This window comes from Nocardia sp. BMG111209 (assembly GCF_000381925.1).
Classification (GTDB): domain Bacteria; phylum Actinomycetota; class Actinomycetes; order Mycobacteriales; family Mycobacteriaceae; genus Nocardia.
This window is the reverse complement of sequence record NZ_KB907307.1, coordinates 3,729,703-3,756,170: the sequence shown is the minus strand read 5'-3', so window position 1 is coordinate 3,756,170 and position 26,468 is coordinate 3,729,703. Positions and strand designations below refer to the sequence as shown.

Below are 26,468 nucleotides of genomic sequence, written 5' to 3'. Positions count from 1 at the left end.
TTCACCCGTGTTCGCGCAGTCCGGTGATGGCGCGCAGTTCCGCCGCGATGCGGGCGGAGTCGCGATCGGCTTCGGTGGTCTCGGTGCGGCGGTGGTCCAGGCAGGCGCCGGTCGCCGCCACGACCAGCAGGAGGATCAGGATAGTGAGCATGGCAGTAATTTTTCGCTCACACAGTTCCCGCCACCAGTGGCAGTAACGACATTGTTCGCAAATATACCGCCACGTACACTCTGTCCATGCTGTCGAAGGTCGCGGTGGTGCTCAGCGAGAACGTCGCCATGTTCGAATTCGGGGTGGTCTGCGAGGTTTTCGGGCTCGACCGCCGCGACGACGGCCTGCCGCCGTTCGACTTCCGGGTGTGCGGGGCCGACCCCGGCAGGCCGCTGACCTCCTCCTCACCCGGTGTCGCGATCACCCCCACCTACGGTCTGGACGAATTACGCGACGCGGACCTGGTGGCGATTCCCGCCTTCCCGGTCCTCGCCGACCACGAATTCGACGTCCGGATCGTGGACGCGGTACGCGACGCCGCGGCGGCCGGCGCGACCGTGCTCACCGTCTGTTCCGGTGCCTTCCTGGCCGGCGCGGCCGGCCTGCTCGACGGCCGTAAGTGCACGACCCACTGGCGCTACGTCGCACAACTGGCCCGCCGCTATCCGTCGGCGACCGTCGATCCCGATGTGTTGTTCGTCGACGAGGGTTCACTGATCACCAGCGCCGGCACCGCCGCCGGCATCGACGCCTGCCTGCACCTGGTCCGCCGCGAACTGGGCAGCACCGCGGCGAACCGGATCGCCCGCCGGATGGTGGTGCCGCCGCAGCGCGACGGCGGCCAGCGCCAGTTCATCGAACGACCGGTCGTGGACCGCCCCGCCGACAGCCTCGCCGACATCCTGACCTGGATGACCGAACATCTCGACCGCCAGCACACGGTCGAGGATCTCGCCGCCCGCGCGGCCCTGTCCACCCGCACCTTCGCCCGCCGGTTCGTCGCCGAAACCGGCACCACCCCGGTGAAATGGCTGACCACACAACGCATCCTGCAAGCACAGCACCTGCTCGAGGACACCGCCCTGGACCTCGAAACCATCGCCACCCGAAGCGGTTTCGGCTCGGCCGCACTGCTGCGGCACCACTTCCAGCGTCAGGTGGGTATCGCCCCGACCGAGTATCGCCGCCGGTTCGGTGATGGGATTCGGGTGCCGCACTGAGGTTTTCGCGTCCGTGGTGGAGCCGATTCGCTCGCCCACTACTCGGAGATCCGTCTTGCGGGTTCATGGAACTCGGAAGGTAGCTCGGTTCGACGCGAAGTCCGGTGAGAAGGGGTACCGGTGGTGCGGATCGAGCCGGCCCTGTGTGCTGTCCAGCTCTGCGGAGGTTCTGGACGTCTTGCGGATCAGCCGCCGATCGCATCTTATCCCGCCGGATCGGAACCTCTTGGGCCCGAACCGAATTCGCGCGCCGAGTGTCCGGTGGCCGGGGCGGATTTCCTGAACGAGACCACCGTGTATATCGGGTCCGGACGGGGGCGGTCCTGTGCGGGGAGCGCGGCGAGGCGGTCGCGGAGGCGCGTGACGAGCGCGGGGTCCGTCCAGCGGAAGTGGGGGAGGGCGGCGGCCCAGTCGGCCGGGCTGCGGCCCTGACCGTGGCCGGTGTACCGGGTGCCGGCGGCGGGATACAGGCCGGCGTGCCCGGCGACGGTCGTCACCCCGGCCGCGTCGTCGGTAGGGATTCCGGCGTGCGCGGCATACGCGGGGCCGATGATGTCCGCCACGTCGCTGGGAGCGATGTGGTCGGCGGCGGTCTTGTTCACCGTGGTGATCAGGACGCCACCCGGACGCAGGACCCGGGCAGCCTCCGTGAGGGCGGCCGTGACGAGAACGGCCGGGATCAGATGCAGCAGCCAGACGACGGTGACGGCGTCCACGGTCGCATCCGCGAGGGGCAGACGGCCCGCGTCACCACGCAGCGCGGCGTCGAGCCGGGGGCGGGCATGGGCGAGCATCCCGGCCGAACGGTCGACCCCGAGGACGCGACGGCCCGGACCGCGCAGCCTGGCGCCGACGATGCCGGTACCGCAGGCGACGTCCACCAGAACGGCGGCGCGCGGCGGCAGCAGGGTGGTGATCGCGGCGGCGGCCGCGTCGGCGCGTTCCTCGCCCCCACGGGTCGCGTCGTAGGTCGCCGCCTCGCGGTCGTAGTCGAGCACGTCTCGACCGTACCGAGGGATACCCGCCCGCACCGGCCGCGCCGGACGGGTGAGCGGTATCGGACGGACGGTCGGTTGGTACCGTTCTGGCGTGTTGAACGATGCTGCCAGCGGGCGGCCGCTGCGAACGCTGGTTCTCGGCGGGGCGCGGTCCGGAAAATCGACGTTCGCCGAGGAACTGGCGGGCCCGGCCGAGCCGGTCCGGTACGTCGCGACCGCGCGGGTCGATCCGGCGGATCTCGAATTCACCGAACGCATTGCGGCGCATCGAGATCGGCGTCCGGCGAATTGGACCCTGGTGGAGGGTGACCCGGTCGACGCGCTCGCGGATCCGGCCCGGGTGACCCTGATCGACGACCTGGGCACCTGGCTGACCGGACGAATCGACGCGCGAGCGGCGTGGGATTCGGCGCCGGGGACGGTCGCACCCGATATCGACGCGCTGGCGACGGCGATCGAGGGCTACCGGCAGCGGCTGATCGTGGTCAGCCCCGAGGTGGGCCTCGGCGTGATCCCGGCGACCGCGTCCGGACGGCTGTTCCAGGACGAGATCGGGACGCTGAACCAGCGGGTGGCGGCGGTGTGCGACGAGGTGTTCCTCGTCGTCGCCGGGCGCGCGATCCGATTGGACACCGCGACCGAGGTCGGCGGCACCGACTCGGCCGTCGCTGGGCCCGGTTCGGCTGTGGCCGGCGCCGGTCCGGGGATGCCCCCTGCCGAGGCGCAACCCTCCGCCGCCGCACCCGGAGCGCCGGTTGCCGGATCGGATGCGGGAGAACCGATCTCGCCGGAGGCCGTCACAGCGGCGATGACCGCGGCCGCCGCGGCGACCGAATCCGATGTTGCGCAGAGCGCCCGATCCGAAAACGGCTCGGCGGCAACCGTATCCGCGGCAACGTCCGGCACCCCGACGATCCCCGGCGCCACCGACCCCATCTACACCGAAAGCGCCGCACCGAGTTTCGGCCTGATCAGACAACCGGACACCGAGGTGCGGGCACAGGCCGAGGCGCGGCAGTTGCAACTCACCAAGCCGGCGGGTGCGCTGGGCCGCCTGGAACCGCTGGGCAATTGGATCGCCGCCTGCCAAGGCATATGCCCCCCGAAGCAATTCGAGCGTGCCCGCGTAGTGGTGTTCGCCGGTGACCACGGCATCGCCCGGCACGGTGTATCGGCATACCCGAGCGAGGTGACCGCGCAGATGGTCGCCAACTTCACCGGCGGCGGGGCCGCCGTGAACGCACTGGCCCGCCTGGCCGGCGCCACCGTCCGCGTGGTCGACATCGCGGTGGAGTCCGACACCGATCCGAGCGTGTCGGCCCACAAGATCCGCCGATCCAGCGGCGCCATCGACCGCGAGGACGCCCTGACCGAGGCCGAGACCCACGCCGCCCTCGCGGCCGGTCGCGCGATCGCCGACGAGGAGATCGACGGCGGCGCCGACCTCCTGATCGCAGGCGATATGGGCATCGGGAACACCACCCCCGCAACAACTCTCATCGCCGTTCTGACCAGCACCGAACCGGTGGTGGCGATCGGCCGCGGCACCGGCATCGACGACCAGGGCTGGATGCGCAAGGCCGCCGCCATCCGCGACGCCATGTGGCGGGCCCGCCCGCACCGCACCGACCCGGTCGCCCTCCTGCGAGTGGCCGGCGGCGCCGACTTCGCCGCCATGGCAGGCTATCTCGCCCAAGCCGCCGCCCGCCGCACCCCGGTGATCCTCGACGGCGTAGTGGTGACCGCCGCCGCACTGGTCGCCGATCTGCTCGCCCCCGGCGCGAAGGCCTGGTGGGTAGCGGGCCACCGCTCCGCCGAACCGTCCCACACCCTGGCCCTGACCAAACTCGACCTGAAGCCGCTGGTAGAGCTGGACATGCGCCTCGGCGAAGGCTCCGGCGCACTCACCGCCCTCCCCCTGCTGCGCGCGGCAATCGCCGCCCTGTCCGAGATGTCCACCTTCGGCGACGCCGGCGTCAGCACCGCCGACGCCACCTCCTGACCACCCCATCGTGCCCCCCGCACCCGTCCACTCCCACCCCACCCGGCCACCCGCGACCGGCAGCGTTCCTCCGATTGCCCTCTCGCGCATGCAGATCCGTCGTGCCGCCGTCCCGCCACCGCGCGCGGGTGCCGGTCTCGAGGGATGCGGACTTCCGGCCGTCGTTGCCCGCGAATCACACGCCCCGACCGGCCGCAGTACTGCTGCCCCGGTGCCGTGCGCGGGTACCGGTCGTGAGAGGCGCAGACTTTCGGTCGCTGTAGCAGGCAGATCGCACACTCAGATCGGCCGCAGCGCTGTCGTCCCGCTGTGGTGCATGGCTGCTGCCTTCGAGGCGGGTGGACTTCAGGTGGTCCTGGCCGCCGGATTACACACCCGGGCCGGTCGCAGCGCTGTCGTGCCGCCGCCGGTCGGCATCGGTCTGCATGTGACCTCGTGCACCGCTGTCATCGGCCCGAGCGCGGACGCATGCGCCGGGTTGTTCGATGCTGTCCCGGTATCGGTACGGCCGAGGGTCAACGCCGACCGACTGTCGCTCGGGGATGCAGGTGGTGCGCGGTGACCGGGTTGCGACTGGCGGTGTCGTGGCTGACCGTGCTGCCGGTGCGGGGACCGGACACGGTGGATCGGGTGGGTGCGAAGCGGGCGATCGCGCTGGCCCCGGTCGTGGGGGTGTTGCTGGGTCTGGCGACCGGTGTGGTGCTGTGGGCGGTCGGGGCGGCGGGCGGCAGCGATCTGCTCGGCGGGCTGCTCGCGGTGGCCGGTCTGGCGGCGGCGACCCGGGGGATGCACCTGGACGGCCTCGCGGACACCTTCGACGGGCTCGGCAGTTACGGGCCGCCGGAACGGGCCCGGGAGATCATGAAGAGCGGCGGCGCCGGACCGTTCGGGGTGGCGGCCCTGGTTTTCGTCATCGGCATCCAGGCCGCGACGTTCGGTTCACTCGCCGGGTCCGGACGGTGGTTCGCGATCGTGCTGGCGATCGCCCTGGGCCGGGTTGCGGTGGTGCTGGCCTGCCGAATGGGGACCGAGCCCGCTCCCGGCGCGGGATTCGGCGCCCTGGTCGCCGGCACCCAATCGGTGTTCACCACGGCGGCGTGGATCGTATCGGCCCTCGCCGCATCGGTTTTCGCGGTTCCGGGCACATGGTGGCTGGGCCCGGTCGCGGTAGTGGCCGCACTCGAGCTGGCCGCACTGCTGGTCCGCCACTGCACCCATCGGTTCGGCGGCCTCAACGGCGACGTCCTCGGTGCCGCCCTCGAACTCACGGTGACCACCGCGGCCGCGATCCTCTCGCTGCACCCTTAGACGGCGCGAATGCGGATGACTGAACGCTGAGCCCCGTCCGCCGAGTGCGGTCCGTGGCGGCCGTCGGCGGGACCGGCGGTGTCCGCAGAGTCGCAGCCGCCGTGCAGGTTTCAGCCTCGAAACGGATCAGGCTCGGAGCACGGTGACGGTGCGCCCGGCCGGGCTGGTGGCTTCGGAGAAGGCGGTTCGGCCGGGGAGTGGCGGGGCGGAGGCTCGTCGATCGAAGATCGCGAGGACGCCGGTCGCCAGATCCAGGCGGTCCAGATAGGCATCCAGTTGACCGAGTCCCTCGGTGAGCGGGTCCTCGTCGCCCTCGTGGCGCACCTTCAATTCCAGAGCCTCGCGTTGCCAGGCGCGTTGGCCGTCGGTGCCGATGTAGGGCTGCCGGATCAGCAGGTCGATGCGACGGTACCCGAGACCGTATTCGCGATCGATATAGCCGCCGCCGTTCACGATTCGATGGAGAAACGCCATCATCACCAGTTGTGCCGCTGCTTCGTGGTAGCCCTGTTTGACGACGAGCACTTCACCGTTCTGCTTCCAGAACGAGACGAACTCGGCGAGTAGTTTCGGCAGGTCGAGGCGACCGTCGGCCAAACGGAAGCTGGACGGTTCGGCGAGGATGTTGTTCTCGATGCTTGCACCGAGCACTCGGACGATCACCTCGTTGTAAATGGGATTCGCGATCCTGACCGTCTTACCGGCGGCGATCAGGCCGAGGTCTCGGGTGTAGCCGACGGCATCGTTGAAGGTGGGGTCGACGTCCAGCAATGTGCCGGCCAGCAGTGGCTCGATGACTTTCTGCACGCGCGGTTCGGAGAGTTTGTCCACCAGGGAATCCAGATGCGTTGCGCGGGCGACGATCAGCCGCTCCTTCGCCTCATCGATGTGATCGTCGGTGACGGCTTCGGTGACACGCATCTTGCGGATCACCTCGTGCGCGAGTGCATTGACCAGCCAGGGCTGGCCCTGGGAATAGTAGTAGGCGAGATCGGTTGCACGCGTGCTGAATTGCTGTCCCGTGGCCGTGGTGTGCTGCTCGTACAGGGCGGCAACGTCGGCTCGGCTGAAATCCCCGATCCGGATGGATTCGACCTTGATGTTGAAGGGGCTGGCCGACTGGAGCCGAGTGGGATCACCGCCGGAAGCGGCCTTGTAGTCCCGGACGTCGCGCATTCCGCAGAGCACGATCGCGTGCGGGAATCTGCCACGCTGGGTGGTGTAGCCGTCACGCAACTGCCGCAGCACGCTGACCAGGGAATTGCCGCGAATCGCATCGATCTCGTCGAAGAACAGCACCAGCGGCAGCGGGCACTGCGCCGCCCAGACGGACAGGCCGTTGACCACTTCAGTACCCGGAGTGGTGTCCGGCCACGGATCCGGCGGCAACTGCTCGGGCGGCAGGCCGGCATTCTCCGCCGCGGTACGGATCCGGTTCAGGATTGCTTTACCGGCTCCGACGAAATCGTCCTGGAACGGCACCGCGACTTCGCAGGAGAAATGCAGCGCAAGGTAACTGCCTTCGGCGGTCAGTTCACGACCCAACTCGATGAGGCTGGTGGTCTTACCCGTCTGCCGTGGTGCGTGCACCACGAAATACTGGCCGTAGTCGATGAATTCGCGGGCGTCGGTGATCCGCTGGGCCGCCGGCAACATATAGTGCCGCCGCGGATCGCACGGTCCGGTGGTGTTGAAAAACTTCACGGCCCTCCCTGCTCAAACCCGTCGAACCCGAAGGACCGATCCCGGCCCGCCGTGATGGTACCTGGGCTCGGCGGGCCGGGGCGTGAGTCGCAGCGAGCGGGTGTGAGCAGGGCGAATATCCACCCGTTTCAGCTCCAGTGAAATCGGTCGCGGGTATTCCGGGGTGGTTCAGATGTCTGTGCGGGGGCGGGTGAGGGTGAATTTGTCTACGATCTTCAGTTCGCTGGTGGGGCCGGTCAGGGCGTAGTAGGTGCCGGTGATGGTGGTGTTGCCGCCGGGCTTGCCGGGGTCTACGTCGAAAGAGCAGAAGCCGTACGGGTTTTCGGCGTCCTTGACGGCGGACCAGGGGGCCTGTTCCATGACGTAGACGGGGGTCTTCTTGCCGGTGGCGGAGTCGGTCGGGCCCACCGAGGTGATCACGCGGCACTGTTGGCCGGGGAAGAAGAGGGTGTTGGAGGGGAGGGAGGTGCCGCCGCCGCCGATGACCAGGTGGACGGTGCCCTTGGTGGTGTCCACGACGTCGGCCTTGGTGTCGGCGGGTTTCGGGGTGAGGGTGTCGGTGCCGAGGACGCCGCGCAGCGGGTGGGTGCGCTCGTAGTGGTGTTCGTGACCGCACAGGACCAGGTCGACCTGGTATTTGTCGAACAGGGGCAGCCATTCCTCGCGGATGGCGCGGTCGCCGCCGTTGAACTTGTCGGCCGACGAGATCGCCGTCTGGTGCATGGTGACGACGATCCAGTCGATGCCCTTGTCGCCGCGGGCCTTCGCCAGTTCGGTTTCCAGCCAGTGCTTCTGGGCGCCGGCGGAGTAGCCGCGGACGTAGGTGTTGCCGCCGTCCTGGTAGCAGATGTCGTCGTTGGCGAGGGCGATCACGCGGACGCCGCCCGCGGTGAAGGCGTACCAGAGGCCCTTGGTCAGGTCCTCGGAACCGTTGTCGGGCAGCGTGAAATAGGTCTGGAAGGCCTGGTAACCGATGGGTCCGTTGCCCGCCTCGTTCTCGTGGTTGCCGGGGGAGGGCATCCAGGGGCGGTAGCGGGCGGAACGAGAGTTGTTGGCCCACCAGTCGTTCCAGGTGCGGACCCGGTCGTTGGCGAGGTTGGCGTAGCAGAGGTCGCCGTTGACGAGGTTGAAAAGTGGTGCCAGGCGCTCGATTCCGGCGGTGACGTCGCCCGCGAACGGGGAACCCAGGTTGTCGTTGACGTAGGTGGGGGCCGCGATGCCGGTGGCGCTCATGACCGGTGCGGCGGAGATCTTGCCGAGAGTCGGGGTGCCCTGGTCGCCGAAGCTGGTGAAGCGGAAGGCCGCCCGGCCGGCGGGGGCGGTGCGGAGGGTGCCGAGTTCGGGCGGGGCGCCGTCGTGGCCCGCGGAGTAGACGTAGTCGGTGTCCGGGGTCAGGCCGGTCAGCCTGGCGTGGTGGACCTGGACCTCGGTGCCGGACTTGGCATCCCGGTAGGTCCTGGTCTCGGCGTCGATGCTGCTGCCGAAATTGTCTGCGGCGGTGCCGAATCGGACCACGGGCTTGCTCACCGAGCCGAAGGTGTGCCAGGAGACCACCGCCTCCCGCGCCGCGTCCGCGCCGAACTGCAGGTGCAGGCCCGAAACCCGCGGCGCCGCAGACCGTTCCGGGGTGACGACCGGGGTGGCCGCGCGCGGCCATGCCTCGGTGCCCGAGCCGGAGTCGCCGGAGGTGAGCGCCACCGCGCCGCCACCCACGGCGAGCCCGGCCACCGCCGCACCTGCCGTCGCGCCGAACAGCCAGCGCCGGTTCACGAGATGCGCGGTGTCGGCCGGACCGTCCGCCGGGTCGCCAGCCTTGGGGTCGGCCGGGCCACCGGCCGCTGTGCCCGCAGCGGCCTCTTCCGCTGTGCCACCCGCCGCGGCCTCCTCCGTCGGGCCGCTCGCTGCGGTGTCCTCCGTCGGGCCGCTCGCCGCAGTGTTCTCCGCTGTGCCACCTGCCGCGGCGCCTTCAGCTGTGCCACCTGCCGCGGCCTCCTGCGTCGGGCCGCTCGCTGCGGTGTTCTGCGCCGGGCCGCTCGCCGCGGCGCTCTCCGCCGGGCCACCTGCCGCGGTGCCTTCAGCCGGGCTGTTCTCCGCGCCGCCTTCAGCTGGGCCGTCGCCCGCAGCGCCGGGCTCGTTGTCGTCTGCGGGCGGGGGAACCTGATCCTCGGTCATGGCCACACCCAACACCCGCCGGGTGCTCGCCCGACCACAACGCGGCGAACGATGAATGAATCACGATGAGAAAGTGCTGTGACCGGTACGGACAGAGGTATACCGGTCACCGTCGGGTAGCTACAGCCGCACCGGGTACGCGGGCTCCTGGATGTCCGGCTTGATCCGGTCCTCGACGAAGATGCCGTGCCAGATCATGAACACCAGCAGCGTCCACAACCGCCGGCTGTGGTCGACGGGACCGGTGCGGTGGGCCTCCAGCATCGCCTTGATCGCGGCCTTGTCGAGCAGGTGATCGGTCTGCGATTCGGCGATCTGCACGGCCGCCCAGTCGTACAGTTCCGGGCCGCGCAGCCAGTGCCGCAGCGGGACCGGGAAACCGAGTTTGGGCCGGTGCAGGACATGCGGCGGGACGATGGTTTCCAGCGCCCGGCGCAGCGCGTATTTGGTGGTCTCCTTGGTGATCTTCTGCTCGTACGGCAGCTGTTCGGCGATCGCGAAAACCTCGGGATCCAGGAACGGCACCCGCAGTTCGAGCGAATTGGCCATGGTCATCTTGTCGGCCTTGACCAGGATGTCGCCGCGCAACCAGGTGAACAGGTCCAGATGTTGCATCCGCGCCACCGGATCCCAGCCGCGCGAGCGCGCGTAGATCGGCGCGGTCACGTCCTGATGGGTCCACTCGGGCCGGAATTCCCGCAGTACAGAACGCAATTGGGCGTCGTTGAAGCTGCGGGCGTTGCCGTAGTAGCGCTGCTCCAGCGGCAGCGAACCGCGATGCAACAGGCTCTTACCGCGCGTGCCGTCGGGAATCCGCTCCGACAACCGGCCGGCCAGTGTGCGCAGCGGTCCCGGCAGATATTCGAACGGCTTGAGCGACAACGGTTCCCGGTAGATCGTGTATCCACCGAACAGTTCGTCGGCCCCCTCGCCGGAGAGCACCACCTTGACGTGCTTGCGCGCCTCCTTCGCGACGAAGTACAGCGGCACCAGCGCCGGATCGGCCACCGGATCGTCGAGGTACCAGACGATCTCGGGAATCGCGGCGGCGTACTCCTCCGGTCCGACGGTCCGGATGTAGTGCTTCGCGCCGATCGCCGCGGCGGTCTCGGCGGCCACGTCGGCCTCGGAGTAACCCTCGCGCTCGAAGGCAGAGGTGAAGGTCAGCAGGTTCGGGTTGTGCCGGATCGCCAGCGCCGCGGTGGCGGTGGAGTCGATCCCGCCGGAGAGGAAGGCCCCGACGGTGACATCCGCGCGCATGTGCTTGGCGACGGAGTCCGACAACACGTCGGTGATCTCCTGGTACCGCTTCGCCTCACTGCCCGGCTGGAACGCCCGCACCCGGAACGTCGGCTCGAAGTACCGGGTGATCTCCGGCTTCGCACCCGGCGTCAGGATCGCGTGACAACCCGATTCCAGCCGCCGCACGTCCAGGTGCAGCGACTCCGGTTCCGGCACGTATTGCAGCACGGTGTAGTGCTCGAGCGCCCGCACGTCCAGTTGGTCGGACAGCCCCAGCGCCGGCAACAGCTCCAGCAGGCTCTTCTTCTCGCTGGCGTACGCGGTCCCGTTCGGCCCGGTGGCCAGGAACAGCGGTTTGATCCCGAACCGATCCCGGGCCAGCACCAGCTGCCGGGTGTGGGTGTCCCAGATGGCGAAGGCGAACATGCCGCGCAGCCGCCCGAAGACCTCGGAACCCCAGTAGTGGTATCCGGCGACGATGGCCTCACCGTCACCCTCGGTGCGGAACTCGGCCCCGAACTCGTCCGCGAGCTGCTGCCGCAGCTCGAGATAGTTGTAGATCTCCCCGTTGAACGCGAGCGCGTACCGCTCCGGTTCGTCCGCCGGCCCCCAGAACAGCGGCTGATGGGAATTGTCGATATCGATGATCGACAACCGGTTGAAACCGAGGATGATGTTCTCGTCGTGCCAGGTCCCGCGCTCATCGGGACCCCGATGGCGACCGCACTGCAGCGCGTCGTACACCTGCTGGACGACCGCGTCGGTCGCTACATCAGCGGTCAGAAAGCCGAGCAGTCCACACACTGCGTCGAGAACCTCGTTCCGGTATCGGGGGCGGTCGGGAACACGCGAAATCAGTCTCAGAGTATGCCGTACCCACCCCCGCGACGCAGTATCTACACCACACGGTCACCCCACCCACCCCCGCGCGGTCACCCCACCATCAACGGGCCCGCCCGACATGAACGGGCCCGCCCGACATGAACGGGGCCGCCCGAAGGTCCAGGCCCGCCCCGGGCCTGGACCGACGGAGGCGGGGGAGCGAAGCGGAGGAGCCGGAGGAGGGAAGCCCCGGGGTCACGAGGGCCTCGACAGCCGAAGCGAAGCGAAGGCCATGAACGCGGAGGCCATGAACACAGACACGAATCAGACCCCGGCACAACGCCACACCTCGTTTGGTCTACGCTGCGTAGTACTCGGGAACTCGAGCGGCCGGTCGTGCGTTGCGTGCGGTCGGCAGCATCGTGGGCGCACAGCCCGGGAGTGGCCCGAACGTGCTGAATATGTGCCGTCCGGCCATCCGGGCGGGCTCATGAGTCGGATGGACGACCAGGAAGGCGTTGAGCGTGACGCACAAGGCGAGCGAAGCGACAGGAGCGCGCCCCGCACGGGGGCGGGGTCGCATCCTTCGGCGGGCCGGGCTGGCGGTGGCCATGGGGATCACCGTGATGCTCGTCTCCGGCTGCTCGATCGACAATCCCGTGCTGCGATTCGGCTGGCCGTCGGGTATCACCCCGCAGGCGACGAAGATGCGCGAGCTGTGGACGTGGTCGGTCATTGCCGCTCTGGCCATGGGTGTGCTGGTGTGGGGCCTGACCTTCTGGACCGTCGCGTTCCACCGCAAGAAGGCGACCTCCCCGGAGTTCCCCCGGCAGACCGGCTACAACGTGCCGCTTGAACTGACGTACACCGCGATCCCGTTCGTCATCATCGCGGTCCTGTTCTACTTCACCGTGGTCGTGCAGAACTACGTGCACGAGAAGGTCTCCAATCCGGACGTGGTCGTCGATGTGACCGCGTTCCAATGGAACTGGAAGTTCGGCTACCAGAAGGTCGTCGGTGACAACGGCCAGGTCTACGACGGGGTGGACAACACCCGGCAGGGCCTGAACCAGGAGATCATCGACGAGTACAAGGAGCGCAAGGCCAACGGCCACGCGCAGCCGGGCCCCGACCACGGCCTGCCCGCCCAGGACATCAGCTACCTGCACTACGACAAGGTAGAGACGGTGGGCTCCAGCCAGGAGATCCCGGTGCTGGTACTGCCGACCGGTAAGAACATCGAGTTCCAGATCGCCTCCGCCGACGTCGTGCACTCCTTCTGGGTGCCGGAGTTCCTATTCAAGCGGGACGTGATGCCGAACCCGAAGGAGAACCACTCCGACAACGTCTTCCAGATCACGAAGATCGAGAAGGAGGGAGCCTTCGTCGGCCGCTGCGCGGAGATGTGCGGTACCTTCCACTCGATGATGAACTTCGAGGTCCGGGCCGTGTCGCCGGAGAAGTTCCAGCAGTACCTCGCCGCCCGTGAGGCCGGCAAGACGAACGCCGAGGCGCTGGCGTCCATCAAGGAGTCGCCGGTCGCGGTGTCCACGCACCCGTTCGACACCTCGCGCTCGTCGCGGGAAGCCAGCCAGGCCGAGAGCAAGTAACCGAGAGCAAAGAGGAATGTGATCTGACATGAAGGTCGAAGCACGCATCTTCGAGCTGCTCACGGTGTTCTTCATCATCGTGGCGGTCGTCTACGCCTTCTTCACCGGCCAGTCGCGCACGGGTGTGGAATGGGCGGGTACCACGGCGATCGTGCTGACGGCGGGCCTGACCCTGATCGTCGGCACCTACTTCCGCTTCGTCGCCCGCCGCCTGGACCTGCGCCCGGAGGACTTCGAGGATGCGGAGATCGTCGACGGCGCGGGTGATCTGGGCTTCTTCTCGCCCGGCTCGTTCTGGCCCATCCTGCTCGCCGGCGCCGCCGCGATCACCGCGACCGGATTCGCCTTCTTCCAGTTCTGGCTGATCGGACTGGGTGTGGTGTGCATCCTCTCCGCCGCCGCCGGGCTGGTGTTCGAGTACCACATCGGACCGGAGAAGCACTGATCTTCGCGTAGGCATCGAACCGCCCCCGGGAGACGCTCCCGGGGGCGGTTTCGTGTTGCGGCACTCGGCCCGAGTTAGGCTGCGGCAGTGCCGGATACCACTCTGAGCCCTGCGCAGGAAGCACGGCTGCGCGACAGTATCGGACGCCAGACGCTGCTCACCACCCTCGGGATCGGCATCGCGAGCCTGGCGCCGGGCCGGGTCGTGCTCGAGCTGCCGTTCCGCGCAGATCTGTGCCAGCAGAACGGTTTCGTGCACGCCGGTGCCATCACCACGCTGGCCGATTCGGCGTGCGGCTACGCGGCCATGTCGCTGCAACCACCCGATCGGGACATCCTCACCGTCGAATTCAAGGTCAATCTCATGAGTCCGGCTGTGGGGCAGCGGTTTCTGGCGACGGCGACGGTCGTGCGATCCGGTCGCACCCTCACCGTCTGCACCGCCGAGGTCACGGCCGGAGCCGAGGACACCCGCCCGGTCGCCCTGATGCAGGCCACGCTGATGGCCGTGCCGTCCGCCTGATCGGTTCCGCCGCAACTATTTTCCGCGAATCTGGCGGACGTGACCGGAGCATCCCGACCGATATCAGCCGCGCGGCCCCTCGGCATCGGATGCCCCGGACTGCCGGGGCAGCAGGATTGCGGCCTTGTCCCGCCACGCCGGTGACAGTTGAATTCCGGGGAGTCGAAGGAATCGAAAGAAAGTGCAGGACATGCGAATTTGCACCACAGCGGGAGGCGGGCTGCTGGCCGCCGCGATCTTCTCCGGGCTCGCGGCCCCGCCGGCCACCGCCGCTCCGATCCCACTGATCGCCGACACCGATCCGGCGGTTGCGGTGGCACCCGCGGCCGATGCGGGCTCACCCGCCCCCGGCGTACGTGACGTCGCGGGCACCGGCTCGTCGGGCAGCGGTGACGGCCCCAGTTGTTTTCCGGGCGTGTGCGTTCCGCCGAACTAGCGGACACACGTCGCGCATCGACGAATGGGGTGGCACCGCACCGCGGCGCCACCCCATCGGTCGTTCCGAGTCAGTCCGGGATGTGGTACCGCTGGCCGCGCTCGGAGGCGCAGATGTCGTCGACGGCGGCGTCGATGTCGTGCAGCAGTTCGGGGGTGCCGCGCTTGCCCGGGTAGTTGCTCGGCGGACGCAGCCGGCAGGTGAAGCTGATGTAGCCGTGGTCCTCGCCGACCTGCTCGTGCAGATACGGCGACCGCACCCCGTAGGTCTGCGCCGAGATGACGGTGAAGCAGTCGGCGTGCTCGCGGCGCTCGGTGAGCAGATCGTGCAGCCGGTGGAACACCGAGTGGTAGCTCGACAGCGGCGCGAACACGGCGACGCGGTAGGCCGGGCCGCGCTCGCCGGAGGAGCTGATCACGGTGTCGGCGAGGTATTCCGCGTCGCGCAGCGTCAGCACCTTGGGGGAGAACATGAGCGCGCCGGCGGCGGCGTGCCGGACCGGCATGGCGGCGCGGCCGCTGGCGTGCGAGGCGATCGCGCCGAGGCCCTTGCGTGCGCGGGCGCCGAGCTCGCGGCGGGCGCGCAGCGAGGGGGTGGCGGTGGCCGGGTGCAGGCTCGACCACTGGCCGAAGCGGACCGTGCCCAGCTGCAACTGCCCGCTGCCGACCGGCCGGGCCACCCGCAGCGGCGCGGTGTCGACCCAGCGGCCCACCTGGAGCAGGGTGTCACCGGGCCGGTTGATCTCGGCCAGCGAGTGTTCGACGAAGGTGTCGAAGTCCAGGAAGCGGTGCGCGTCGGAGGTGAGCCAGGTGCGATCCTTGTCGACCTCGACGGCCTCCAGCGTCAGCGCCGTGATGATGCCCGCCCGCCCGGCGCTGCCGAGAATGCGATGGAACCGCTCGGCGTGGTGGGTGCGCCCGCAGGTGCCGAAACGTCCCTCGGGATCGACATATTCGAGCGAGACGACGTTGTCGCTGAACATGCCGTACCGATGCGACGCCGCCGAGAGCCCGCCCACCGCGGCGAATCCACCGGCGGTGATCTCCCGGTGGTCGCCGACGACCGGCAGGCCGAGGCCGTGCGCGCCGAGGGTGCGGTCGATATCGGACAGCCGGGCGCCGGCCTGCACCCGGACCAGCCGGGCATCGGCGTCGACGGCCTGCACCCGGTTCATCCGGCGCAGCGAGAGCACGACGCGCCGATCCGGAGCGACCGGACGGTCCTCATGTTCGCTGCCGCGTTCGCCGCCCCGGATGGTCAGCGGTTGCGGCCGTGAATCGCGAACCGTGCGAACGACATCCGCGGTATCGCGAGGTACGTACTCCGCAGGAGGGGTGGCGGCCAACGTCGTGCTCATGACCCCACAGCTAACCACATGAGGGGTCATTCCGCCTCTGTGTTCATGGCCTCGTTCATGGCCTCCGCTTCGCTTCGGCTGTCGAGGGCTGTATTTTCGGCCTTCGCTTCGCTTCGGCGGTCGAGGCCCTCGTGACCCCGGGCCTTCCCTCCTCCGGCTCCTCCGCTTCGCTCCCCCGCCTCCGTCGGTCCAGGCCCGGGGCGGGCCTCGACGTTCGGGCGGCCGTTGATGGTGGGGTGACCGTGGGGATGCTTGTGGGTGCGAGCGTGTGCGGGTAGGCATACATCTATGGCAACGGTTCTGGTTACCGGTGGTACCGGTGTCCTGGGTCAGCACATCGTCACCCGGTTGCGGGTGCGTGGTCACGACGTCCGGGTGTTGTCGCGCCGGGCCGGCGCGGGTACCCACGTCGGCGACCTGACGACCGGGGCGGGGGTGCGCGCGGCCGCCGCGGGCGTGGATCTGATCGTGCACGCGGCCTCGGATTTCCGGCAGTTCGGCAAGCCCGATCCGATGCAGACCCGGAATCTGCTGGCCGAACTCGGCGACGTATCGCATCTGCTGTACGTGTCCATCGTCGGCATCGACCGGATCCCGTTCCGGTACTACCAGCGAAAACTGGCCTGTGAGGACATCATCGCGGGCAGCCTGCTGCCACACACGATTCTGCGCGCCACCCAGTTCCACGACCTGATCGCCGCACTGCTGCACCATGTGCGGCGACTACCTGTGGCGCCACTACCGGGGGATTTCCGATTCCAGACGGTGGCGGCGGAGGATGTCGCGGTCCGCGTCGCCGACCTGATCGAGGGCCGTCCGCTGTGGCGCCGTGAGGATTTCGGTGGCCCGGAGGTACTGACCCTCGCCGAGATGGCGGAGGTGTGGCGCGCCCGCCACGGCGGTCCCCGCCGGGCATTACCTCTGCGCCTCCCCGGCGCCATCGCCCGCGGCTTCCGCGCGGGCTACAACACCTGCCCGGACCACACCGACGGCACCCAGACCTGGGCCCAATACGTCGCCACCGACCCGGCCACGGCCTATCCCTTGCGCTGACGCGCCGGTGCCGAAAGTCGCCTCGGCTCCTGGGGCTTTCGTTGTTCGTACTGGTTTCGAATACGGCCGGTGCTGCTCCGGCGGGTGTGCCGAACCTGCCTTTATTCAGGTTCGTCGCCGATCGGGCCGACGGATGCATGGACGACGCTGAAATACAGCCTCTGCTCTGCATCGCCCGTCTGTGCCTTGATGACATAGTTCCCGGCCTTCGGTATCGCCAACAGCCGCAAGTCGATCACGAACGGATTCGAGGCCGGATGTGGTGGCAGATCGATCCCCGGTTTGAAGCCGGCGACGAATTCGCCATCGACATGCGCGATCTCGTCCTGCCCCTCGTCGTCGGCGCTGACGGTTACGGTGAATCGGATAGGGGTGCCGAACCGATCGACCGGTACATCGATCGCTGCGGCGAGCATGGCCTCGAGTGGTGCCGGGAACGAGTCTTTACCGAGCAGGTTGATTCCGCCGCCGTTGATGTAGAGGGCGCCGTCGGAAACGGCAGCGTGGTCGGCCAGTAGCAACACACTGAAGGTCATCGCATTCTCCAGATCTTCGCTGGAACGGCGCCGGTGTTCTTGGATTGCTGCGGTTCGGTCAAATCCCGGTAGTGCAGTGCGAGCGTGGACTGGTTCCAATGGACAGCCCAGTTCCTTGCGTGGCGAACGGCTGCGGTCTGCGTGGGCTCGACCGCCGAGGCGGGAGGAGGACGGCGCCGCGCTGGTTCGTTCGGGAGTTCCGGTACACCCGGCTCTGCCGGAGTCAGGACGAAGTTGACGGTATAGCCGTACGCGCGAGCATATTTCGCCAGCGCGGCTACGGTCAGGTTGCCGTCGCCGTTGAGTACCTGCGACACACGTCCCTCGGTGACGCCGAGGAGGTCCGCGATGTGGTTCTGCTTCCGCCCGGTGTTCGTGCCGAGCAGTCGCAGAATTCGCCACACTTTCGAGGTGGCGTCGGCTGCGGCCAGCCGGACGGCCCCCTGCGGTGTCTTCGCGAACCGCTCGTATTCGGTATCAGCGTCGTCGGTCATGGCTCAGATCCTCCGAACGAACTTGCCGGGCGAAGGCGATATCGCTGGGAACTGCTTGCCTGCTCTTCTTCGGCCACCCGTTGCACAATCGGATCTCCTGATCCAGATCGGGAATGTGCCAGGTCGGGCTGGAGGGATGCGCCGAGTTCTCCAGGTCGGCGTACGTCCGCTTCGGCTCGTGAGTGCCATCCCCGGGTGTGTCGTAGAAAGCGAGCCGGGCAGAGCGTGCCTTGAACTCGAAGATGCCGCTTCCGAGACCGTTCATCGTCTCGTACCGGTCACCCTCACCGTTGTCGGCGAAGTACTGCATGGTGTGCAGGAGTCGAGCATAGGCATCGACCTGCTCGTCGGCATGCATGTTGGCGAACTCCCCTTCCGTCCACGTGCCCTCCTCGAGGTAGGACATCACCTCTCTGGAGGGTGCCGGAGTTCCGTCCTTACGGACCGCATACGAGATGCGGTACCAGTCACCCTCGCACACGAGTTCTCGCTCGATCCGATCTTTAGTCAAAGCTAAACCCACCCCGATCATCGCACACGGTATGACCAACCCGACCCGCTCTGCCCGCACGATCTCCCCGACCTCGTCCCGCCGGAAATCAGGGCGATATCGACATCGGCCCAGGTCCAGTTGGCGCTGAGCGGCTTGCGCCGCCTCCGGAGCGCCACGGATCGGTATTCGTGCGGGACAGTACTCCCCGCGTCCGACAACTCCGATGCGGTGATATCAGGGCTGGTGGTGGGGTCATCGGGGTGGGGTCAGGGCGGCGGTGATGGTGGCGGCGGTGGTGGCGGTGGTGGTGCCGAGGGTGGCCAGGGCTTCGGCGGTGAGGCGGGTGTCGGGGCAGGTGACGACGGCGGCGGTGACGGTGCCGGCGTGGAAGATGGGGGCGGCTACCGTTACCACCGCGTTTTCCTCGCCCAGTTCGTGGGGGAGGTAGTCGATGGTGATCAGGTCGGCTATCAGGGCGCCGAGGCGGTGGCGGAGGGGGTCGGTTACCGGGGAATTGCGTAGGGCGGCAAGGGCTTCCAGCATGGGGGTGGCTTCGTCGGCCAGGCGTTCGACGGAGTAGCCGCGGGTGCGGACTTCGGTCAGGACCGCGGCCAGGCGGGCGGATTGGGCGGGGTCGGCGGCGGCCAGCCAGGCGCGGCGTTCGGAATCCGGTGCCCAGGCGACGAATTCGCGGGCCACGGGTGGGGCGTAGGGGAGGCGGCGGCCCTGGCGGATCCAGGGGAGGGGTGGGGTGCCGACCACTTCGGTGATCATGATGGCGTCGTCGTCGCGTTCGGCGAGGAAGACCGGAATGTCGTTGTGCGCGGACAGTTCTCGCAGGGGGGTGCGGGCCAGGCGGCGCAGTGGGAAGGCGTGCTCGGCGCGGCGGGCGACCGTCAGGAGGCCGAGGCCGAGGCTGTAGTTGCCGTCGGGGTCGCGGGTGGTCCAGCCGTCGGCGGTGAGCTGGGTCAGGACGGCGTGGGCGGTGGCACGGGACAGGTCGGTGTCGCGGACTATCCGGGCCAGCGAGAGATGGTCGGTGGGGTGGCGGGACAGCAGGTCGATCACCTGTACCACTCGGTGGGTGGGCGGGGAGGGGACGGTTGCGGGGGGTATTTCTAGAACAGGTTCTTGACCGGCGTGCCCGGTCGGGCCTATCGTCGGTGTCACAATATCGAACGATAGCGTCGAATATTCGACACCACAATCCATAAGGCCCTCGGGACGCGGGGTGGTGACGGATGACGCGGGCGGGACAGTGATGCGGACGGGATACGAGCTGTCGCATCTGGCGGCCCTCGAGGCCGAATCGGTGCACATCTTCCGGGAGGTCGCGGCGACCTTCGAGCGGCCGGTGCTGTTGTTCTCCGGCGGTAAGGATTCGGCGGTGATGCTGGAATTGGCGGTCCGGGCGTTCTGGCCTGCGCCGCTGCCCTTCTCGTTGCTGCACGTCGACACCGGGCACAACTTCGACGAGGTGATCGAGTTCCGGGATCGGACCGCGGCGCGGCTGGGGGCTCGGTTGCTGGTGGCCCGGGTGCAGGACGATATCGATGCGGGGCGGGCGGTGGAACGCCCCGGGGAGACTCGGAATCGGTTGCAGACCACCACTTTGCTGCGGGCCATCGGGGAGGGGCGGTTCGACGCGGTGTTCGGCGGGGCCCGGCGGGACGAGGAGAAGGCTCGGGCCAAGGAGCGGGTGTTCAGTTTCCGGGATGCGTACGGAGCCTGGGAGCCCCGGGCACAGCGGCCGGAGATCTGGAACCTCTACAACGGCAGACATCGTGCGGGAGAGCACATTCGGGTGTTCCCGTTGTCGAACTGGACCGAGCTCGACATCTGGGAGTACATCGAACGGGCGGGTGTCGAACTGCCCTCGTTGTATTACGCGCACCGGCGCGCGGTGTTCGAGCGGGACGGAATGCTGTTGGCGGTCAACCGGTTCCTGACATCGGAGCCGGACGAGGTGATCCGGGAGGAGACAGTGCGGTTCCGCACGGTCGGCGACGCCACCTGCACCGGCTGTGTCGAGAGCACCGCCGCCGATCCGGCCGAGGTGATCGCCGAGATCGCGGTCACCCGGCTGACCGAGCGCGGGGCCACCCGCGCCGACGACCGAATCTCGGACTCCGGCATGGAGGATCGCAAGCGGGAGGGCTACTTCTGATGAGCCGCAATCTGTTACGGCTGGCCACCGCCGGCAGTGTCGACGACGGGAAGTCGACGCTGATCGGGCGGCTGTTGTACGACTCGAAGAATCTGTTCACCGATACGCTGGCGGCCATCGAGCGGGCCAGTGCCCAGCGTGGTGACTCGGCCACGGATCTGGCGCTGGTGACCGACGGGTTGCGCGCGGAGCGGGAGCAGGGCATCACCATCGACGTGGCGTATCGGTACTTCGCCACGCCGCGAAGGAAATTCGTCATCGCCGATACGCCGGGGCATGTGCAGTACACCCGGAACATGGTGACCGGGGCCTCCACCGCGGATCTGGCGTTGATCCTGATCGACGCGCGCAAGGGGGTGGTGGAGCAGACTCGGCGGCACGCCTTTCTCGCCTCGTTGCTCGGGGTGCCGCATCTGGTGGTGTGCGTGAACAAGATGGACCTGGTGGGGTGGTCGGAGGCGCGGTTCGGCGAGATTCGTTCGGAATTCGCGGATTTCGCGGCCAAGTTGACCGTGGGCGATCTCGGCTTCGTGCCGGTCTCGGCGCTGCTGGGTGACAATGTGGTCGAGGCCTCGGCGCATATGCCGTGGTTCGCGGGGGCTCCCCTGCTGCGGCATCTCGAGGATGTGCACATCGCCTCCGATCGCAATCTGATCGATGCCCGGTTGCCGGTGCAGTATGTGATTCGGCACGCGGTGGCGGGGCCGCCGGATGGGTCGGTGCCGGGTGGGAATGTGACGGGGACTGCCGAGGCGCTCGCGAACGATGTTGTGGCGCAACGCAGTTATGCGGGCACGGTGTCGGGCGGGATCTTCAAGCCGGGCGACGAGGTGGTGGTACTGCCGTCCGGGCGCAGCACCCGGGTGTCGCGGATCTGGGGACCGGGCGGTGCGCCGGTGACGGAGGCGTTCACCGATATGGCGATCGCGCTGACCCTCGACGACGATATCGATGTCGGCCGCGGTGACATGATCGCGCGGCCGGGGAACCGGCCGCATCTCGATCGCGATCTGGACGCGATGGTGTGCTGGTTCTCCGATTCGACCGTGCTGCGCGTCGGCGGCGAATACGCCGTCCGCACCGCGGGACAGACGACTCGGGTGCAGGTGACCGGGCTGGACTATCGGCTCGACGTCAACACCCTGCATCGGGTCGAGGGTGCGGAAAGCCTGGCGCTCAACGATATTGCGCGGCTGAGCCTGCATGCGCGGCAGCCGTTGCTGTTCGACGCGTACCGGGACAATCGGCGCACGGGCAGTTTCATCCTGATCGACGAGGCGACCGATCAGACGGTCGCGGCGGGCATGATCCTGGCCCGCGACACCGGGGTGCGCCACGAGCGGCCCGCCGAGGTGGTGTGGCACGGGTCGGCGGTCGGCCGGGAGGACCGGCCGCATGCCGGGGCGACCGTGTGGCTCACCGGGCTGTCGGCGTCCGGGAAGTCCACCATCGCGGTGGAATTGGAGCGGCAGTTGGTGGCCGCGGGCCGTCCGGCCTATCTGCTGGACGGGGACAATCTGCGGCACGGGCTGAACGCGGATCTCGGGTTCGGCGACGACGATCGGCGGGAGAACATCCGCCGGGTCGCCGAGGTGGCGTCGCTGTTCGCGGATGCCGGTGTGGTCGCGATCGTCTCGCTGATCAGTCCGTTCGCGGCGCAGCGGGACCAGGCGCGGCAGGTGCACGCGGACAAGGGATTACCGTTCGGCGAGGTATTCGTCGACACTCCGCTGCGAGTGTGCGAGAGCCGGGATCCGAAGGGGCTGTATGCCCGCGCTCGCGCCGGGGAAGTGCGAGACTTCACCGGCATCGACTCGCCCTACGAACGGCCCGAGAACCCGGAACTGATCGTCACCCCCGACGACGGTGATCCCGCCCTGATCGCCGCGCGGATCCGCGACCGGTTGCGACTCTAGGCACGGCGGTGGCGCCGCCGCGCGGTCACAGCAGCGCGGCTGTCCGTGGTGGCGCCACCTCGTGGTCATCCCGGCGATCCGTGGTCGACGGCGATCACAGCAGCCCTACTCGCATCGACCATCGTTCCATCCAGTGCAGGAGGACAATTCATGGAACAACCCGTAACCGACACCCGGGAGGCTCTCGCCCCACCCGACCCGCCGTTGACCGAGCCGTTCCTCGCCGCGGTCGCCGAGGCCGAGAAGCTGGTCGCCGCAGCGGATTTCATCACCGATGAACACGATCTGGCCGAGGGCTACGACTATCTGGCCGGCAGTATCGCGGCCTGCGTGCAGCTGGCCCGGGTGCACGGCACCAGCCATCCGTCGTTCGTCGCCTCGACCGGGCCGACCACGAAAATGGCTCTGGACAACCCGGATACGCTCTACTACCACGCCGATATCGAGCCCGGTGCGGAGTATCTGCTGACCGGGACTCGGGGCAGCACAGTGGATCTCAGCTTCCAGGTGCTCAAGGGTGACTACACCGCGGCGAATGTGCCCGGTGGGGACGACGCCTTCGACGATCGGCGGCTCGAGATCGACGCGGACGGCAGCTATCGGCTGAGATTCGGCCCGCCCAAGGAGGATCCGGGGCCGAACTACTTCGTACTCGGCGAGGGCTCCTCGATGCTGGCGGTGCGCGAGGTGTACGGCGATTGGAATGCCGAGCGCAAGGGGACGATTCGGATCGAGCGGGTCGACACCGTCGGCACCGCGCCGGTCGAACCCGATCTGGCGGTGCTGCGCAAGCGGTACAAGGTGGCGGGCCGGATGCTGGTGCAGCGCATCCACACCTGGTTCAACTTCCCGAAGTGGTTCTACCTGGACCTGCCGGTGAACACGCTCACCCAACCCCGGCTGACGCCGGGCGGACTGGCCACCCAGTACTCCTCGGTCGGTCACTTCGATCTGGCGGAGGATCAGGCGCTGGTGGTCACGGTGCCGAAATCGGATGTGCCGTATCAGGGTTTCCAGCTGGGCAGCCGCTGGTACATCTCGCTGGACTACGTCAACCACCAGACCAGCCTGAACAGTACGCAGGCGCAGGTGGATCCGGACGGGATGATCCGGCTGGTGATCTCGGCGCGCAATCCCGGCATCGCCAACTGGGTGGAGACCACGGGGCGCCGCCGCGGCATCATGCAGTTCCGCTGGCAGCGCACACACCGGCCGATCGGGCCGGCGGAGGGGCCGACGATCGCGCTGGTGCCGATCGACGAGGTGGCGGCGCAGTTGCCGTTCCACGACACCAATCGAATCGACGAGGCCGGCTGGCGGGCGCGGATCGCGCAGCGGCAGCGGGGATTCGCGGAAAGGATGCTCGCGTGAAGGCGATGTTGGACGACAAGGTGGTCGTCGTCAGTGGGGTCGGGCCGGGACTCGGCCGCTCGGTGTGCCGGGCGGCGGCGGAGGCCGGGGCGAAGGTCGTGCTGGCGGCCCGCACCGAATCGCGGCTGCGGGACGTGGCCGCGGAGCTGGCCCCGGCGCAGACGCTGGTGGTGCCGACCGACATCACCGACGACGCCGCGGTGGCCAATCTGGTGGACCGCGCCGTCGACAGTTTCGGCCGGGTCGACGCGCTGGTGAACAACGCGTTCGCGGTGCCGTCGATGAAACCGCTGGAGCGCACCGACTTCCAGCAGATCCGGGACAGTCTCGATCTGACCGTGCTCGGCGGGCTGCGCATGACCAAGGCGTTCACCCCGGCGCTGGCCGAGAGCCGCGGTGCGGTGGTCATGATCAATTCGATGGTGCTGCGCCATTCGGAACCGCGTTACGGCAGCTACAAGCTGTCCAAGGCGGCGCTGCTGGCGATGTCGCAGACGCTGGCAACGGAGTTGGGCGGCAAGGGGATCCGGATCAACAGCGTCGCGCCCGGCTACATCTGGGACGACCAGTTGAAGTGGTACTTCGCCGAGGTGGCGAAGAAGTACGGCATCACCGCCGAACAGGTCTACGAGCAGACCGCGAGCCGGTCCGATCTCAAGCGGCTACCCGAACCGGACGAGATCGCCCGTGCCGTGGTCTTTCTCGCCTCCGACTGGGCCAGCGCGATCACCGGCCAGACCCTCGACGTCAACTGCGGCGAGTACCACGTCTGAGGAGTGAACATGGCCCCCCGTACCGATGTCGGCACCGTCGAGGATCTGCACTTCTCGGCCACGAAGATGTGTGGCCTGCAGGATTTCGGGCCCGACGACTACACCGAGGCGCTCGGTGTGCTGCTCGAGTCCTATCGCCGCGATGCCGATCTCACCGAACTCGGCAGCAAGATGAATCGCTACTTCCTGCGGGGTGCGCTGGTGGCCCGGGCGCTGAGCGAGGCTGCCTGGCAGGCGAATCCGAGTTATGCGGACACCCCGATCCAGCGGCCGATCTTCGTGACCGGCCTGCCGCGCACCGGCACCACCGCGCTGCATCGGCTGCTGGCCGCCGATCCGCGGCATCAGGCCCTGGAGCTGTGGCTGTCGGAATTCCCGCAGCCCCGTCCGCCCCGGGAGACCTGGGCGGACAATCCGGTGTATCAGCAGCTGGAGGCCGGCTTCGCCCAGCATCATGTGGAGAATCCGGAATTCATGGGCGTGCACTACATCAGCGCCGCCGATGTCGAGGAATGCTGGCAGTTGTTGCGGCAGACGGTGAAATCGGTGGCGTACGAGAGCCTCGCGTATCTGCCGACCTATTCGCAGTGGCTGCAACGCCAGGACTGGACGAATGCCTATGTGCGGCACCGGAAGAACCTGCAACTGATCGGCCTGCACGACACCCGGCGCTGGATCCTGAAGAACCCCAGCCACATGTTCGCCCTCGACGCGCTGATGGCGACCTATCCGGATGCGCTGATCGTGCAGACCCATCGGGATCCGGTGATCGCGATGGCCTCCTCGTGCAGTCTGTCCGACCATGCCGCGCGCGGCTGGTCGAACACCTTCACCGGGGCCTGTATCGGGGAGACCCAGTTGGAGCTGTGGTCGCGCGGGTTGCGCGAATTCACCTCCGCGCGTGGTCGTTACGATCCGGCGCAGTTCATCGACGTCGACTTCGCGGAGCTGCGTTCGGATCCGCTGGGCACGGTGGAGCGGATCTACCGCAGCTTCGGCCTGGAGTTCACCGAGCCCGCCCGCGCCGCGATGTCGGCGCTGGACGCGGCGAGCCGCACCGGTGACCGCAAGCCGGACCACCGCTACACGCTGGCCGATTACGGTCTGAGCGAGGCGCAGGTGAAGGAGTTCTTCCCGGGCTGACCCGGCCGGGTGGTTCAGGACCGGCGGCGCCGTGCGGCCCGCCGGTCCTGAATCAGCGTGTACCGCACCCGAAGTCCGTCCACGAACGCCTGCAACGCCAATTCGAAACTCTGCGAGTCGATTTCGTCGGCCTTGGCCCGCAGCAGATGCGCCTGCTCCAGATGCGGGTAGCGATCCCGGTACACCTGTACGTCGTCGACGAAGCCGCGGGAGAACGAGCCGATCGTCGAGCCCAGCACCAGATAGCGGGTCGAGGCGCCGATCATGGTGGCGTCGCGCGGCGGCCAGCCGGCCCGCACCAGCCCGCCGTGCACCGCGTCGGCCATCCGCAGCCCGGCGTCGCTGCGGCCCGGCCCGGTGGCGAGATACGGCACGAAATTCGGGTGCGCGACCAGCGCCGACCAGTACGAGCGGGCCCACGCGGTGAGCCCCTGCTGCCAGGGCGTGGTCTCGAAGGCCGAGGTGTCCACCCGTTCGATCACGTCGCGGGCGATATCGCCGAGCAGATCGTCCTTGGTCGGATAGTGCCCGTACAGCGAGGCCGCCGACACACCCAACTCGGTGGCGAGTTTGCGCATGGACAGCTCCGGCAGACCGTCCCGATCGATCAACTCCAGTGCCGCGTCGCGAATGCGTTCGCGACTGAGCAACGGCACGCGGGGCCTGGCCATGGTGCACCTCCTCCACAGGTT

Annotated in this window: 24 protein-coding genes; 13 read left to right on the top strand and 11 right to left on the bottom strand. The window is 68.3% G+C overall.

Features of this window, described 5'->3' with window-relative positions:
* Nucleotide 1: 1 nt before the first annotated feature.
* Entirely contained in the window at nucleotides 2-151 is a 150-nt protein-coding gene (locus G361_RS49450; RefSeq protein WP_019928359.1) for a hypothetical protein, read from the bottom strand.
* Between the two features lie 86 nt (nucleotides 152-237).
* Between G361_RS49450 and G361_RS0117290 the strand changes: the two genes are divergently transcribed.
* Nucleotides 238-1,212: a helix-turn-helix domain-containing protein gene (locus tag G361_RS0117290; protein ID WP_019928358.1), complete on the top strand. Its 975-nt coding sequence runs from the start codon at nucleotides 238-240 to the stop codon at nucleotides 1,210-1,212.
* A gap of 203 nt (nucleotides 1,213-1,415) precedes the next feature.
* On the opposite strand, the gene G361_RS43900 is transcribed toward G361_RS0117290, so the two are convergent.
* A complete protein-coding gene (locus G361_RS43900; RefSeq protein ID WP_019928357.1) occupies nucleotides 1,416-2,210 on the bottom strand; it encodes a class I SAM-dependent methyltransferase in 795 nt (264 codons plus the stop codon).
* 91 nt (nucleotides 2,211-2,301) lie between these two features.
* Between G361_RS43900 and cobT the strand changes: the two genes are divergently transcribed.
* Together cobT and G361_RS0117270 are read left to right on the top strand one after the other, a co-directional pair.
* Nucleotides 2,302-4,212: a nicotinate-nucleotide--dimethylbenzimidazole phosphoribosyltransferase gene (gene cobT / locus G361_RS0117280; protein WP_019928356.1), complete on the top strand. Its 1,911-nt coding sequence runs from the start codon at nucleotides 2,302-2,304 to the stop codon at nucleotides 4,210-4,212.
* A 558-nt stretch (nucleotides 4,213-4,770) separates the two neighbouring features.
* Entirely contained in the window at nucleotides 4,771-5,520 is a 750-nt protein-coding gene (locus tag G361_RS0117270; RefSeq protein WP_019928354.1) for an adenosylcobinamide-GDP ribazoletransferase, read from the top strand.
* A gap of 126 nt (nucleotides 5,521-5,646) precedes the next feature.
* Here the strand turns inward: G361_RS0117270 and G361_RS0117265 are convergent, their stop codons facing one another.
* The 3 genes from G361_RS0117265 to asnB form a co-directional block, all read right to left on the bottom strand.
* Complete coding sequence (locus G361_RS0117265; protein WP_019928353.1) at nucleotides 5,647-7,224, bottom strand: hypothetical protein; 1,578 nt, start codon at nucleotides 7,222-7,224, stop codon at nucleotides 5,647-5,649.
* Between the two features lie 168 nt (nucleotides 7,225-7,392).
* Nucleotides 7,393-8,994, bottom strand: a complete 1,602-nt coding sequence (locus G361_RS0117260) for a fibronectin type III domain-containing protein (protein ID WP_019928352.1) — start codon at nucleotides 8,992-8,994, stop codon at nucleotides 7,393-7,395.
* Nucleotides 8,995-9,516: 522 nt separating this feature from the next.
* Entirely contained in the window at nucleotides 9,517-11,442 is a 1,926-nt protein-coding gene (gene asnB / locus G361_RS0117255) for an asparagine synthase (glutamine-hydrolyzing) (protein ID WP_019928351.1), read from the bottom strand.
* Nucleotides 11,443-12,071: 629 nt separating this feature from the next.
* Here asnB and G361_RS0117250 point away from each other — a divergent pair.
* From G361_RS0117250 to G361_RS0117235, 4 genes are all read left to right on the top strand, one after another.
* Nucleotides 12,072-13,070, top strand: a complete 999-nt coding sequence (locus G361_RS0117250; protein ID WP_019928350.1) for a cytochrome c oxidase subunit II — start codon at nucleotides 12,072-12,074, stop codon at nucleotides 13,068-13,070.
* Between the two features lie 28 nt (nucleotides 13,071-13,098).
* Entirely contained in the window at nucleotides 13,099-13,515 is a 417-nt protein-coding gene (locus G361_RS0117245) for a cytochrome c oxidase subunit 4 (protein WP_019928349.1), read from the top strand.
* Between the two features lie 87 nt (nucleotides 13,516-13,602).
* A complete protein-coding gene (locus tag G361_RS0117240) occupies nucleotides 13,603-14,037 on the top strand; it encodes a PaaI family thioesterase (protein ID WP_019928348.1) in 435 nt (144 codons plus the stop codon).
* Nucleotides 14,038-14,227: 190 nt separating this feature from the next.
* Nucleotides 14,228-14,473: a hypothetical protein gene (locus G361_RS0117235; protein ID WP_019928347.1), complete on the top strand. Its 246-nt coding sequence runs from the start codon at nucleotides 14,228-14,230 to the stop codon at nucleotides 14,471-14,473.
* A 70-nt stretch (nucleotides 14,474-14,543) separates the two neighbouring features.
* On the opposite strand, the gene G361_RS0117230 is transcribed toward G361_RS0117235, so the two are convergent.
* Nucleotides 14,544-15,830 (bottom strand): FAD-binding oxidoreductase, encoded by a 1,287-nt coding sequence (locus G361_RS0117230; RefSeq protein ID WP_019928346.1) that lies wholly within the window; start codon nucleotides 15,828-15,830, stop codon nucleotides 14,544-14,546.
* Nucleotides 15,831-16,118: 288 nt separating this feature from the next.
* Here G361_RS0117230 and G361_RS0117225 point away from each other — a divergent pair, with 288 nt between their 5' ends.
* Nucleotides 16,119-16,883 (top strand): SDR family oxidoreductase, encoded by a 765-nt coding sequence (locus G361_RS0117225; RefSeq protein WP_019928345.1) that lies wholly within the window; start codon nucleotides 16,119-16,121, stop codon nucleotides 16,881-16,883.
* A gap of 101 nt (nucleotides 16,884-16,984) precedes the next feature.
* Here the strand turns inward: G361_RS0117225 and G361_RS0117220 are convergent, their stop codons facing one another.
* From G361_RS0117220 to G361_RS0117205, 4 genes are all read right to left on the bottom strand, one after another.
* On the bottom strand, nucleotides 16,985-17,419 hold the full coding sequence (locus G361_RS0117220; RefSeq protein ID WP_019928344.1) for a DUF6941 family protein: 435 nt from the start codon (nucleotides 17,417-17,419) through the stop codon (nucleotides 16,985-16,987).
* Nucleotides 17,416-17,913 (bottom strand): helix-turn-helix domain-containing protein, encoded by a 498-nt coding sequence (locus tag G361_RS0117215; protein ID WP_019928343.1) that lies wholly within the window; start codon nucleotides 17,911-17,913, stop codon nucleotides 17,416-17,418. Before G361_RS0117215 ends, G361_RS0117220 begins: the two co-directional genes overlap by 4 nt.
* On the bottom strand, nucleotides 17,897-18,322 hold the full coding sequence (locus G361_RS0117210) for a hypothetical protein (protein ID WP_155981478.1): 426 nt from the start codon (nucleotides 18,320-18,322) through the stop codon (nucleotides 17,897-17,899). Before G361_RS0117210 ends, G361_RS0117215 begins: the two co-directional genes overlap by 17 nt.
* 336 nt (nucleotides 18,323-18,658) lie before the next feature.
* Nucleotides 18,659-19,474, bottom strand: a complete 816-nt coding sequence (locus G361_RS0117205) for an IclR family transcriptional regulator (protein WP_231386898.1) — start codon at nucleotides 19,472-19,474, stop codon at nucleotides 18,659-18,661.
* 193 nt (nucleotides 19,475-19,667) lie between these two features.
* Here G361_RS0117205 and cysD point away from each other — a divergent pair, with 193 nt between their 5' ends.
* From cysD to G361_RS0117180, 5 genes are all read left to right on the top strand, one after another.
* Complete coding sequence (cysD, locus tag G361_RS0117200) at nucleotides 19,668-20,573, top strand: sulfate adenylyltransferase subunit CysD (protein WP_036495166.1); 906 nt, start codon at nucleotides 19,668-19,670, stop codon at nucleotides 20,571-20,573.
* Nucleotides 20,573-22,489 (top strand): adenylyl-sulfate kinase, encoded by a 1,917-nt coding sequence (cysC, locus tag G361_RS0117195; RefSeq protein WP_019928339.1) that lies wholly within the window; start codon nucleotides 20,573-20,575, stop codon nucleotides 22,487-22,489. The genes cysD and cysC overlap by 1 nt, the downstream gene beginning before the upstream one ends.
* Before the next feature lie 150 nt (nucleotides 22,490-22,639).
* Nucleotides 22,640-23,860 carry a hypothetical protein gene (locus G361_RS0117190; protein ID WP_019928338.1) on the top strand — a complete coding sequence of 407 codons (1,221 nt, stop codon included), beginning with the start codon at nucleotides 22,640-22,642 and terminating at the stop codon, nucleotides 23,858-23,860.
* A 5-nt stretch (nucleotides 23,861-23,865) separates the two neighbouring features.
* The gene (locus G361_RS0117185) at nucleotides 23,866-24,633 is read left to right on the top strand and encodes an SDR family oxidoreductase (protein WP_036495165.1); all 768 of its coding nucleotides are present in this window, start codon (nucleotides 23,866-23,868) and stop codon (nucleotides 24,631-24,633) included.
* A gap of 9 nt (nucleotides 24,634-24,642) precedes the next feature.
* Nucleotides 24,643-25,776 carry a sulfotransferase gene (locus G361_RS0117180; RefSeq protein ID WP_026343145.1) on the top strand — a complete coding sequence of 378 codons (1,134 nt, stop codon included), beginning with the start codon at nucleotides 24,643-24,645 and terminating at the stop codon, nucleotides 25,774-25,776.
* Between the two features lie 14 nt (nucleotides 25,777-25,790).
* Here the strand turns inward: G361_RS0117180 and G361_RS0117175 are convergent, their stop codons facing one another.
* Nucleotides 25,791-26,447, bottom strand: a complete 657-nt coding sequence (locus G361_RS0117175) for a TetR/AcrR family transcriptional regulator (protein WP_019928335.1) — start codon at nucleotides 26,445-26,447, stop codon at nucleotides 25,791-25,793.
* Nucleotides 26,448-26,468: the final 21 nt, after the last annotated feature.

Coding starts and splice junctions, on each gene's coding strand:
- G361_RS0117175 (WP_019928335.1), bottom strand. CDS start 26,447: ATGGCCAGGCCCCGCGTGCCGTTGCTCAGTCGCGAACGCATTCGCGAC.
- G361_RS0117220 (WP_019928344.1), bottom strand. CDS start 17,419: ATGACCTTCAGTGTGTTGCTACTGGCCGACCACGCTGCCGTTTCCGAC.
- G361_RS0117215 (WP_019928343.1), bottom strand. CDS start 17,913: ATGACCGACGACGCTGATACCGAATACGAGCGGTTCGCGAAGACACCG.
- G361_RS0117190 (WP_019928338.1), top strand. CDS start 22,640: ATGGAACAACCCGTAACCGACACCCGGGAGGCTCTCGCCCCACCCGAC.
- G361_RS0117290 (WP_019928358.1), top strand. CDS start 238: ATGCTGTCGAAGGTCGCGGTGGTGCTCAGCGAGAACGTCGCCATGTTC.
- cysC (WP_019928339.1), top strand. CDS start 20,573: ATGAGCCGCAATCTGTTACGGCTGGCCACCGCCGGCAGTGTCGACGAC.
- G361_RS0117245 (WP_019928349.1), top strand. CDS start 13,099: ATGAAGGTCGAAGCACGCATCTTCGAGCTGCTCACGGTGTTCTTCATC.
- G361_RS0117250 (WP_019928350.1), top strand. CDS start 12,072: ATGGGGATCACCGTGATGCTCGTCTCCGGCTGCTCGATCGACAATCCC.
- G361_RS0117230 (WP_019928346.1), bottom strand. CDS start 15,830: ATGAGCACGACGTTGGCCGCCACCCCTCCTGCGGAGTACGTACCTCGC.
- G361_RS0117180 (WP_026343145.1), top strand. CDS start 24,643: ATGGCCCCCCGTACCGATGTCGGCACCGTCGAGGATCTGCACTTCTCG.
- G361_RS0117185 (WP_036495165.1), top strand. CDS start 23,866: ATGTTGGACGACAAGGTGGTCGTCGTCAGTGGGGTCGGGCCGGGACTC.
- cysD (WP_036495166.1), top strand. CDS start 19,668: ATGCGGACGGGATACGAGCTGTCGCATCTGGCGGCCCTCGAGGCCGAA.
- G361_RS0117225 (WP_019928345.1), top strand. CDS start 16,119: ATGGCAACGGTTCTGGTTACCGGTGGTACCGGTGTCCTGGGTCAGCAC.
- G361_RS49450 (WP_019928359.1), bottom strand. CDS start 151: ATGCTCACTATCCTGATCCTCCTGCTGGTCGTGGCGGCGACCGGCGCC.
- G361_RS0117235 (WP_019928347.1), top strand. CDS start 14,228: ATGCGAATTTGCACCACAGCGGGAGGCGGGCTGCTGGCCGCCGCGATC.